This window comes from Eubacterium aggregans (assembly GCF_900107815.1).
Lineage (GTDB): Bacteria > Bacillota > Clostridia > Eubacteriales > Eubacteriaceae > Eubacterium_O > Eubacterium_O aggregans.
Genome location: NZ_FNRK01000006.1, coordinates 19,289 through 31,094, shown reverse-complemented (window position 1 = coordinate 31,094; position 11,806 = coordinate 19,289). Strand labels below are relative to the sequence as shown.

Annotated in this window: 9 protein-coding genes; 6 read left to right on the top strand and 3 right to left on the bottom strand. The window is 46.0% G+C overall.

Translation table 11 applies throughout. The features are described 5' to 3' along the window. The first annotated feature begins 50 nt into the window (after nt 1–50). Together BLW33_RS04695 and BLW33_RS04690 are read left to right on the top strand one after the other, a co-directional pair. Nucleotides 51–1,886, top strand: a complete 1,836-nt coding sequence (locus BLW33_RS04695; RefSeq protein ID WP_090305803.1) for a TIGR03960 family B12-binding radical SAM protein — start codon at nt 51–53, stop codon at nt 1,884–1,886. Next, nucleotides 1,867–2,553 carry a TIGR03936 family radical SAM-associated protein gene (locus BLW33_RS04690; protein WP_090305801.1) on the top strand — a complete coding sequence of 229 codons (687 nt, stop codon included), beginning with the start codon at nt 1,867–1,869 and terminating at the stop codon, nt 2,551–2,553. Before BLW33_RS04695 ends, BLW33_RS04690 begins: the two co-directional genes overlap by 20 nt. A gap of 63 nt (nt 2,554–2,616) precedes the next feature. Here the strand turns inward: BLW33_RS04690 and deoD are convergent, their stop codons facing one another. From deoD to BLW33_RS04675, 3 genes are all read right to left on the bottom strand, one after another. Next, nucleotides 2,617–3,339: a purine-nucleoside phosphorylase gene (gene deoD, locus BLW33_RS04685; RefSeq protein ID WP_090305798.1), complete on the bottom strand. Its 723-nt coding sequence runs from the start codon at nt 3,337–3,339 to the stop codon at nt 2,617–2,619. Between the two features lie 989 nt (nt 3,340–4,328). Next, a complete protein-coding gene (gene argH, locus BLW33_RS04680; protein WP_090305795.1) occupies nt 4,329–5,708 on the bottom strand; it encodes an argininosuccinate lyase in 1,380 nt (459 codons plus the stop codon). Then, nucleotides 5,701–6,939 carry an argininosuccinate synthase gene (locus BLW33_RS04675; RefSeq protein ID WP_090243158.1) on the bottom strand — a complete coding sequence of 413 codons (1,239 nt, stop codon included), beginning with the start codon at nt 6,937–6,939 and terminating at the stop codon, nt 5,701–5,703. The genes argH and BLW33_RS04675 overlap by 8 nt, the downstream gene beginning before the upstream one ends. 265 nt (nt 6,940–7,204) lie before the next feature. Here BLW33_RS04675 and argC point away from each other — a divergent pair, with 265 nt between their 5' ends. The 4 genes from argC to BLW33_RS04655 all read left to right on the top strand — a co-directional run bounded on the left by argC (nt 7,205) and on the right by BLW33_RS04655 (nt 11,673). Next, on the top strand, nt 7,205–8,248 hold the full coding sequence (gene argC, locus BLW33_RS04670; protein ID WP_090305792.1) for an N-acetyl-gamma-glutamyl-phosphate reductase: 1,044 nt from the start codon (nt 7,205–7,207) through the stop codon (nt 8,246–8,248). A 29-nt stretch (nt 8,249–8,277) separates the two neighbouring features. Further along, nucleotides 8,278–9,513: a bifunctional glutamate N-acetyltransferase/amino-acid acetyltransferase ArgJ gene (argJ, locus tag BLW33_RS04665; protein WP_090305791.1), complete on the top strand. Its 1,236-nt coding sequence runs from the start codon at nt 8,278–8,280 to the stop codon at nt 9,511–9,513. 63 nt (nt 9,514–9,576) lie between these two features. Beyond that, nucleotides 9,577–10,476 (top strand): acetylglutamate kinase, encoded by a 900-nt coding sequence (argB, locus tag BLW33_RS04660; RefSeq protein ID WP_242911595.1) that lies wholly within the window; start codon nt 9,577–9,579, stop codon nt 10,474–10,476. Nucleotides 10,477–10,485: 9 nt separating this feature from the next. After that, nucleotides 10,486–11,673, top strand: coding sequence for an aspartate aminotransferase family protein (locus BLW33_RS04655; RefSeq protein ID WP_090305785.1), 1,188 nt, complete (start codon nt 10,486–10,488; stop codon nt 11,671–11,673). Nucleotides 11,674–11,806 lie beyond the last annotated feature (133 nt).

Sequence of the window (11,806 nt, the reverse complement as noted above, 5' to 3'; positions counted from 1 at the left end):
CATGGATAGGGTAAAATTGACAAGCTAAAAAACGCAAAGATTGAGGAATTATGAATAAAGAACAATTAGAACGAAAGATTTTACCCCTGGTCAAAAAACCAGTAACTTATCAAGGCAATGAAATCGGGTCGGTCCACAAGGAATTGACTGCAGACACCATCCGATTCGCCTTTGCCTTTCCCGATGTGTACGAGGTGGGGATGTCCCACCTGGGCCTGAAGATTCTGTACGCCCTTCTCAACGATCAGAAGGATATCGCCTGTGAGCGGGTATTTGCACCCTGGCCGGATATGGAGGAACAGCTTCGAACTCGAAACCTTCCACTCTTTGCCCTGGAAAGTGCAGATCCCCTTATGGATTTTGATATGGTGGGCTTTACCCTCCAATATGAAATGAGCTTTACCAATATTTTAAATATGCTGGATTTAGCGGGTATCCCTCTGCGTTCCGAAGAACGGGGTGAGGATGCGCCGATTATTCTGGCAGGGGGCCCTTGTGCCTGTAATCCAGAGCCCCTGGCAGACTTTATCGACCTTTTCGTCATCGGTGAAGGGGAAGAGGTGATTCTCGATCTCCTTAAGTGCTATCGTCATAACCGGGATGATCGTCAACGCTTTTTCAAGGAGGCTGCTCAGATTCAGGGGATTTATATCCCAAGACTGTGTACCCAGGCCGAGGATGGCAGATTGATTTGGAAAGAAAGCGGCGAACCGGTCCAGATCAAAAAGCGCTTTATTAAGGATATTGAGAAGGTGTACTTCCCGGAACAGGTCATCGTACCCTTTACTGAGACCATCCACGATCGGGTGACCGCAGAAATCTTTCGGGGCTGTGGCCGGGGCTGCCGCTTCTGTCAGGCTGGAATGATCTATCGTCCGGTACGGGAAAAATCTCTGGACTGTATCGAGTCTGATATTCAGAAAATTTTGGAGAACACCGGCTATGAGGAAATTGCCCTGTCCTCTTTGAGTTCTGGGGATTATACCCAGATTGAGACCCTGATCCACGATTTGGTGGAGCGTTATCAGGAAAAACGAATCGGTGTCTCCCTGCCCTCCCTGCGTATTGATTCCCTGAGCATTGATATGTTAGAGGAAATCCAAAAAATCAGAAAAAGCGGGATTACCCTGGCACCAGAGGCTGGAACCCAGCGTATGCGCGATGTGATCAATAAAGGGGTGACAGAAGAGGACCTCATGGGAACGGTGTCCAACGCTTTTCAAAAGGGCTGGGGGCATATCAAACTTTACTTCATGATGGGACTTCCTACAGAAACCACTGAAGATGTGACCGGCATCGCTGATTTGGCAGAAAAGGTGTTGGAGCAGTACTACGCTGTGGATAAGGACCAGCGGAATAAGGCGGTTAAAATTGTTCTGAGCTCTTCCTGTTTTGTGCCTAAACCCCACACCCCCTTTCAGTGGATGGGCCAGGAAACCCAGGGAACCTTTAGAGAAAAGCAGCAGCTGCTTAAGGATGCCATTAAGAGTCGAAAAATCCAATACAACTGGCATGATGCCGCCACCAGCTACTACGAAGCCATTTTTGCCAGAGGAGATCGTAAGCTGGGAGAGGTGCTGTACAATGCTTATCAACTTGGCTGTAAGTTTGATGGCTGGCATGAATATTTTAGCGAAGAAAAATGGCAGCAGGCCTTTGCCCAAGCGGGGATCGATGGGGATGATTACGCCCTGAGAACCCGAGATTTTGGGGAAGTGCTGCCTTGGGATTTCATCGATATGGGTGTGACAAAGGACTTCCTACGACGGGAATGGGATAAAGCAATGGCAGAATCCCTGACCACTGACTGTCGCAGTGGCTGTGGTGGATGTGGAATCCAGAGCTTTGAGAAAGGATGGCAGTGCCATGGCAACCATGAGATTTAAATTTAAACGTGGGGAGACCCTGCGTCTCATTTCCCATTTAGACCAGCAGCGATTATTTCAGCGGGCCTTTCGCCGGGCAGAAATCCCCATGGCTTATTCCAGCGGTTTTAATCCACACCCTAAGCTGGCCTTTTCAGGAGCGATGGCTCTGGGATTGACCTCCGATGCGGAGTATGGGGATATCGGGCTTTCAGAAGAGATGGAACCAAAGGCCTTTATAAAGGAGATGAATGCCATCCTACCCATGGGTATCGCCATTACCGAAGCCTGGATTATCCGGCCAGGAACACCTTCCTTAAGTGCCAGCCTGAGCAATGCCCGTTATCACATTACCTTTTATGGCGTGGAGAATGAAAAATCAGATGCCCTTTACCAGGAGTCCATTGCTCGCTTCATGGATCAAGAAACCATTTTGATTGAAAAACGCAATAAAAGGGGACGCATGCAGGAAGTAGATATTCGTCCCTTTATCCAGTCTCTATCTTATACTGGAAAACAGAGAGATACCTTGGGATTTGATTTAGCCGTGGTGTATATCGACCAAAAATGTGTGAAGCCACTCCTCGTTATGACGGCACTGAATGATTTTGCGAATTTAGAGCTTACCGTTGATGCCACAGTTGGGTTACATAAATCCATGCAGCAGCTGCTCGACGATGATTTCTAAAAGCATTGATAAAAAATGCCATACCCCACACAGAAGAAAATTGTGGGGTATGGCATTTATTTTTTAGTGAAAGGCTATGGCGCTTTCTAAGGCTAGGTGGAACATCTTGGTAAAGGCCTTTTCTCGTTCCAAGGCATCTAGGGATTCCATGGTCAGCATACTATCACTCACCGTCAGCAGGGAAGCCGCTTTCTTTTCAGAAAGTTTGGCATTATGGAAGAGGGAGAAGCTTTCCATTTCCACACCGATACATCCATGGGCTTCACGGATGGCAGAGAAATCACCATAACCGGGAGCGTTGTAAAAAATATCGGAGGAATGGATGGGGCCGCGGAAAATGTCAATATTTAAGCGATCGGCTGTTTGTGATAGAATGTCGTTAAGTTCTTTATCAGGATACTGAATGGGGGAGTCATCACCAGACTGTGCTTTAGCATAGGTGGATTCGCTCCAGCAGGAATCGACCAGTACCATGGAGTATAAAGGAATTTCTTCAGTGTAGCTGCCAGCACTGCCAATGCGGACGATATTATCCACCCCATAAAAATTAAAAAGCTCATAAGAATAGATGCCCATGGAGGGTAACCCCATACCAGAACCCATAACAGAAATAGAATGCCCTTTGTAGAGACCAGTATAGCCTAACATCCCACGGACATTATTGAAAAGCCGTGGATTATCCAAATAATTCTCGGCAATAAAACGTGCGCGGAGAGGATCTCCAGGCATTAAAACCGTTTTAGCGATATCACCGGGGTGTGCGATATTATGTGGTGTTGTAGACATATCAGCCTCCTAATAATCTTTTTTTAATACTGATAATAATATTTCAAATCTAATTCTATTATAGGCTGAAATCATAAAAATATCAATGCCAAGATGGGGCGCTTTTTATAAAAAAACTTAATTATAAAATCCTTAAATTAAATGATTATGCTTTACAATACGATGAAAACGTGCTATACTATAGTCAAATCAAAGGAGAAACATCTTTACAGAGAATGATAACAGGTGAGAAACCAACCAAATGGTTGTAAAGAAGAAAATGTATTACACACATTGGTGAGGTTGCTGTTATCAGGTTGATAAACATGTTAGAAGCCTGAACCTTATGGGAGTAAGCGAATGGTTATTTAAGCAGACGACTTATAGCGTATAGAGACTTAAGCGTTCTTAAATACAAGGAGTTTATATTCGATGAAAGCGTAAGCAGTAAGGGATGAGAACAAAGAAGATTTTGGCGCTTCTGTAAAGGATGAGAATTCGACTTTGATAATGTAAGATTCGAAAGGGGTGAGTCCAAAAGACATGAAACCTGAATCTGAACGCTAAGACCTGCTTCGTCAGTTGAGAGAAGCAGGTCTTAGTCAATTTTTGGCCGCTTTATTTCATGAATTTTAGAATTAAAATCGAATGAAAAGGCTTTACAAAAGAGTCTGATGGTGCTATACTATAGGCAAATAAAAGAAGTGGTACCGCGTTCATATCATCGGCTTAGTAAAAGATAAGGATGATGCGGTGGATAAAAGGCAAGAGCCTTCCCCGTACTTTAATGATAACCCACATGATTTGAAAAGGGATGAGGAACGAAGCGTCGCCACAACCAATAAAGTCTCGTTTGTCATAAGCTTTTATGGTAAGGATTGAAAGGGGTGAGTCCCAAGGAAATGGTAATTGAACAACATTGCTGATGCCGACTGGTTACATATAATGTGACGGGTCGGCATTTGCAGTTTTTGAAAAAAGCCACCATAATGGTGGCTTAAACAATCCTTCTATTTTCGGAGCAATCCCCGATTAATATCAATGGCACGTTTAACGGTATCGACCGCAGGACCACCAATGATATCCCGTTGATTGACACAGGTTTTCAAATCGATGGCTTCATAGATGGAAGAATCAAAGACTGGACTAATGGATTGGTATTCGTCCAGAGTCAGTTCATCCAAGGCTTTACCCTGTTCCAGGGCATAGAACACCAATTTGCCAATAATGGAATGGGCGTCCCGGAAGGGCACACCCTGTTTGACAAGCCAATCCGCAGCGTCCGTGGCATTACTAAAACCGCCAGCTGCTGCCTTGCGCATGGGCTCCGCATTGACCTTCAAGGTATCGATGAGCTTGGTCATTGTCGTCAAGCAGATTTCCGCGGTATCATAGGCATCGAATACGGGCTCCTTATCCTCCTGCATATCTTTATTGTAGGCCAGAGGCAGGCTCTTCATTGTAGACAAGAGGGACATAAGGTCCCCATAAACCCGTCCGGTTTTCCCCCGAACCAGCTCCGGAATATCCGGATTCTTTTTCTGGGGCATAATGGAAGACCCTGTGGAGAAGGCATCATCCAGGGTGACAAAACCAAATTCAGAGGAGCACCACAGAATAATTTCCTCGGACAATCGGCTGAGATGCATCATAAGGACGGAAACGGCCTGGAGGAAATCCAAACAAAAATCCCGATCTGAAACAGCATCCAGGCTATTGAGACAAATTCCCCCAAATCCCAGCTCCTGGGATACGTAGTAACGGTCCAGGGGGTAGGTAGTGGTTGCCAGGGCACCGGCACCAAGGGGAAGACTATTGGCCATATCAGAAGCTTGTTCAAAGCGTTTGATATCGCGCTTCATCATTTCCACATAGGCCATGAGGTGGTGGGCGAAGGTAATGGGCTGGGCCCGTTGGAGATGGGTGTAGCCCGGCATAATGGTTTCGGTATTCTTAGCGGCTAAGTCCAGCAGGCTATTGGCAAAGTGACGGATAGACTCCTTGAGGTCAGCACAAATGTTTTTAACATACATCCGCATATCAGTGGCGACCTGATCATTTCGGCTGCGGCCGGTATGGAGTTTTTTACCTACATCACCGATGCGCTCAGTTAGGATGGCCTCTACATTCATATGGATATCCTCCATATCAACGGTAAAGGTTACCTTCCCGTCATCAATATCTGACAGGATTTCCCCGAGGGTCTGAACGATTAAATCCGCATCCTCCTGCGGGATGATCCGCTGTTTTCCAAGCATTTTCGCATGAGCCACGCTCCCCGTAATATCCTCACGAAAGAGACGTTTATCAAAGCGGATGGAGGAGTTGAAATCGTCTGTTAAGGTATCGGTTCCCTTTTGGAAACGGCCACCCCACATTTTCTTAGACATCGGTTTCTCCTTTAGCCGCTTTTTCATCGTGGCTCATGCGCATGAGGGCACGGACCTTCAGTGGCAGGCCAAAGAGATGGATAAAGCCTTCTGCATCCTTATGGTCGTATAAATCCCCGGTGGTAAAGCTGGCAATTTCTGCATTGTAGAGTGAATAGGGGGAAGAAACGGAATGCAGGACCATATTTCCTTTATACAGATGTAGCTTCACCACACCAGTGACGGTTTTTTGGGTTTCGTCCATAAAGGCAGATAAGGCTTCCCGCAAGGGTGTGAACCACTGGCCGTTATAGGTGATTTCTGCAAATTTAACCGCTGCCTGCTGTTTAAAGGCAAAGGTTTCACGATCCAGACACATATGCTCCAGCTCTTCATGGGCATTGTAGAGAATGGTGCCGCCGGGGGTTTCATAAATCCCACGGGACTTCATCCCAACCACACGGTTTTCAATTAAGTCCACGACCCCAATGGCGTGCTTTCCGCCGATTTTATTACAGGTTTCAAGGATTTCCCGGGGGCTCATGGCTTGTCCGTTAATTTTAACGGGCTCACCCTTAATAAATTCGATTTCAATTTCTTCGCCTTCCTCCGGTGCGTTTTCAAGGGTGTTGGTTAGACGGAGGAGATGGGCATAGTTGGGTTCCAGGGAAGGGTCTTCCAGCTCCAGGCCTTCGTGGCTCATGTGGAGGATATTTGTATCCCGGCTATAGCTCTGATCGTGGCTCATACTGACCTTGATGTCATGCTCGATGCAGAAGTCCATACAATCTTCACGGGATTGCAAATCCCAGATTCGCCAGGGGGCAATGATTTTGAGCTGGGGATCCAAGGCGCCGATACCCAGTTCAAAACGGACCTGGTCATTCCCTTTACCAGTGGCACCATGACAGATGGCTTCCGCACCTTCCTTATGGGCGATATCCACCAAAACCTTGGCAATAAGGGGGCGGGCTAAAGAAGTACCCAGGAGATATTTCTTTTCATAAACGGCATCGGCCTTCAGTGCTGGCCAGCAGTAGTCTTCAACAAATTCATCGGCGACATCGATAATATAGCATTTACTGGCGCCGGAATCCTTGGCCCGCTCTTCTAAACCATCGGTTTCCTTCCCTTGTCCGACATCAACACACACACAGATAACTTCATAATCGTAGGTTTCCTTGAGCCATGGGATGATAGTGGTGGTATCTAATCCACCAGAATAGGCTAAAATTACTTTCTTTTGTGACATTATATTGCCTCCTTCGAGATTATATTCTTTTAACTGTGAATGATTATACAATATAGAATCCTCAAAATCAAGGCCTAAATGATAAAATATCCGAAAAACAGAATAAATATTCATAAAATGTGCTTGAATATTCAAATCAACAGGGGTATAATAGCACAATAGTCCAAGGACTCAGGCCTTTATGGTAGAAATGTCTTTAAAATAAGTACAGTTGTTTCGTTTTGGGACGCGAATGCATTAATAATTATCCAAGGAGTGATTGAATATGATAAAAGCTGCAGTCGTTGGTGGCACCGGTTATGCCGGACAAGAGTTACTGCGAATATTATACCGGCACCCGGAAGTCGATGTGGTGTCCATTGGATCGAGATCTTATACAAATGAACCCTTTAAAAAGGTTTATCATAATTTTCAGGGGATCTCAGAATTATCCTGTGAGAATGTTCCCTTAGAGCAATTGGCTGAAATGGCCGATGTAATTTTTTTAGCCTTACCCCATGGCATTGCCTCGGTACAGGTTAATGAAGAGATCTTGAAGAAGTGTCGTATTGTCGATTTAGGGGCTGATTTTCGCCTAAAGGATAAGGAAACCTATGAAAGCTGGTACCAGGTTGAGCATGGAAATGAGGGGCTGCTTCAGGAGGCCGTTTATGGATTGCCGGAGCTACACCGGGATGAGATTCGAGGTGCTCGTCTGATTGCCAATCCGGGCTGTTACACGACCTGCAGTATTTTGAGCCTGGCCCCACTCATCCAGCACCACCTTGTGGAGATTGATTCTATCATTATCGACGCTAAATCTGGCGTAACGGGAGCTGGTCGGGGACTTAATATTGGCAATCTATACTGTGAGTGTAATGAGAGTATTAAGGCCTATAAGGTAGGAACCCATCGCCATACACCAGAAATCGAACAAGAGCTCGGATTCCTTGGTGGTGATCGGTTGACTTTATCCTTTACGCCCCACCTGACCCCTATGAATCGGGGAATTCTGGCGGTGTGTTATGCACGTTTAAAGGAAGATAAGCGTGTAGAAGAGCTATTAGCGGCTTATCGAGATTTTTATTCGGAGGAATCCTTTGTAAGAATTTATGATGGGGGAGAGCTACCTGAAACCCGTTGGGTAAAGGGCTCCAATTATTGTGACATCGGATTGACCGTCGATCCGAGAACCCATCGGGTCATCGTTGTCGGAGCCATCGATAATCTAATGAAGGGTGCTGCGGGCCAGGCGGTTCAGAATATGAACTTATTATTTGACTTGCCAGAAGAAATGGGAATTGACTTTATTCCTGACTTTCCAGGATGATTACCACAGTAAAAAAGGAGTAAGTAATCGTGAAAAAAGAAATAGATGGCGGCGTATTGGCACCCCAAGGGTTTAAAGCCAGTGGTATTGCCGCCGGCATTAAAAAAAATGGGGCATTGGATATGGCCATGGTTTACAGCATAGTGCCAGCAGCAACCGCTCTGGTAACAACCCAAAATATGGTGAAGGCTGCCCCTGTTCTGTGGGATAATGAAATTGTTAAAGCAAATCCCTGGACCCAGGCTATTGTGGCTAACAGCGGTAACGCCAATGCCTGTACCGGGGAACAGGGAATGGCAGATGTTCAAAATACTGCCATAAAAGTCGCCAGTGGATTAGGGATTGACAAAGAAATGGTCTTGGTTTCTTCCACAGGGGTTATTGGGGTGCCATTACCCATTGAAAAAATCACAAAGGGTGTCGATGGCTTGATCGCAGCGTTAACTGCCGATGTCTGTGGAGCGGATCAATCGGCACGGGCGATTTTAACGACGGACACGGTCCCCAAGACCTGTGCCCTTGAAATTGAGATCGATGGTAAAACCGTGCGTATCGGTGGGATGGCCAAGGGCTCTGGAATGATTTGCCCCAATATGGCTACCATGCTGGCTTATGTCACAACGGACGCCAAGATTGCTCCGGATTGCCTGCAGGCCATGGTTTCTTCCATTACCAAGGACACCTACAATATGATGTCTGTGGATGGCGATATGAGTACCAATGATACTCTGGCGGTCCTGGCCAATGGATTAGCAGGCAACAAAGAGCTGACCCTGGGAGATTTCGGCAGCGAAGCCTACATCACCTTCTATGATGCCCTGTACCAGGTGAATGAAACCCTGGCGAAGGCCATCGTAAAGGATGGGGAAGGAGCCACTAAATTTATTGAAACCATCGTTAGCGGTGCTCAAGGGGAAGGGGATGCCCGAATCCTGGCAAAAGCAGTCATCCAATCGAGCTTAGTTAAAACCGCCATTTTTGGAGAGGATGCCAATTGGGGACGGATCTTATCCTCGTTGGGGGCATCTGGGGCCATTTTTGACCCTATGACGGTAAGCGTCTGCTTTGAAAGCAAGGGAGGACGGATTAAACTTTTAGATCATGGGACCCCTATCCTCTTTGATGAGGCCTATGCCAAAGTAATACTAGAGGAAAAAGAACTGCAAATCCAGGTAGAAATGGGCCAGGGAGATGCCCAGGCAACGGCCTGGGGCTGTGACCTTACCTATGATTATGTTAAGATTAATGGGGATTATCGGACCTAACAAAGCTGGCAACCTGGGATCTGTGATATAATCAATGTAAGAAAACAATGAAAGTTGGGAAAAATGAGTATACAAGACATGGAAAAGTACATCGATCGGGCCAATACCCTTATCGAGGCGTTACCTTATATTAAGCAGTTTCGAAAAAAAACCGTTGTAATTAAATACGGCGGCAGCTTTATGTACGATCAAAATATTAAAAAGTCGGTTATGAACGACATCGCACTTATGAAGCTGGTGGGCCTGCGCCCCATTATTGTCCATGGTGGGGGAAAGGACATTTCCGCATTTCTTGATAAGCTGGATGTCCATACCGAATTTATCGATGGGCTTCGGGTAACCACCGAAAATGTGATTGAAGTGGCAGAAATGGTGCTTTCGGGGCGGATTAATAAGGAAATCGTACAGATGCTGGAGGATCGGGACATCACAGCTGTTGGGATTTCAGGAAAAGATGGTGGCTTGCTCAAGGTTAAGAAAAAATTTGTCAATGATTTAGATATCGGTTTTGTGGGTGAAATTACAAAGGTAAAGAGTGATATTTTATACACCCTTTTAAAAAGCGATTATATCCCGGTCATTGCACCCATTGGCAGCGATAAGGATGGACAGAGCTATAATATTAATGCTGACCACGTTGCTTATGCCATCGCCAAAGAGCTGAAGGCTGAAAAATTGGTTTACCTGACAGATACCGACGGCGTATACGTCGATCCTGGTGACCCGGATTCCATTATTAGACGTCTGGCCATTGATCAGGTCAAGCCACTCATTGAAGAGGGTGTTATCTCCGGTGGGATGATCCCCAAGGTAGAGAATGCTGTGGATGCCATTTTATCGGGTGTTAATTCTGTTCATATATTAGACGGTAAAATCGAACACTCCTTACTTCTGGAATTATTTACAGCAGCGGGCTGCGGAACTATGATCCGCAAAGCATTACCAAAATACGAATCGTTATAGGAGGTTGCCATGACGAAGACAGAACAACTGGTCGAACAGGCTGAGAAGTATATCATGCCGACTTACAGCCGTTTCCCGGTGGCTTTTGAAAGTGGGGAAGGCTGTGTGCTTACGGATGTCGAAGGAAAAAAATATTTGGATTTTGTGGGGGGGATTGCCGTCAATGCCCTGGGATATAATCATGCCGGGTTGTGTGAGACCATTGCTGAACAGGCCAAAAAAATCATTCATGTATCCAATCTGTATTGGACGGAGCCCCAGGTAACAGCCGCAAAACTATTGGTAAAGGGCAGCGGACTGGATAAGGTTTTTTTCTGTAATAGTGGTGCTGAGGCTAATGAAGGGGCGATGAAGCTGGCCCGTATTTATGCCAAGCACGAAAAATCAGAAGATGCGGTTGAAATTATCGCCATGGATCATTCCTTCCACGGCCGTACCTATGCCGCCATCACCGCCACGGGACAGCCCAAATATCAAAAAGACCTGGATCCCCTTATGCCGGCCATTAAGCATGTGCCCTTCAATGATTTAGAGGCTCTGGAGGCAGCCATTACTCCGGCAACCTGTGCTATTCTCATAGAGCCCATCCAGGGAGAGGGCGGGATTTATCCGGCAGACCCTGAGTATTTAAAGGCGGTCCGCAGCTTATGTGATTCAGAAAACATCGTCCTTATTTTTGATGAAGTGCAATGCGGAATCGGCCGTACGGGGCATCTCTTTGCCTATCAATATTACAATGTGGTTCCAGACATTGTCAGTTTTGCAAAAGGCGTTGCCGGTGGGGTACCCATGGGCGGCATTATTGGGAAGGAACACATTACCCAGTATTTTGTGCCGGGTACCCATGCCTCCACCTTTGGGGGAAATCCCCTGGCGACTGCGGCAGCAAGCTACGTTCTAAAGACCGTTAACCAGCCCGAATTCCTTAACGATATTGTCCAAAAGGGTGCCTATCTTAAGGAAAAGATTGAGGGTCTGAAAGCAGCGCATTCAGAGATTCTTGAGGTCCGTGGCATCGGTCTGATGCTAGGTATGGAATTATCCATCCCAGTCGGTGATATTGTTGCTGAAGCCTTGGATCGTGGACTTTTATTATTGGGTGCCGGACCCAATGTCCTCCGGTTTGTACCACCGCTGATTATCACCAGGGAAGAAATTGATGAGGCAATGGCGATTATTGCGTCATGCCTGAAATAAATGAGAAGCCAATTGTTTGATAATGATTGGCTTCTTTTGCGATTAAACTAAATAATAACCAAAGCATAACACTATATAATTTGAATATCTCCCTTGTCATATTGCAACAAAATTATTAAAATGGATAGCTTAA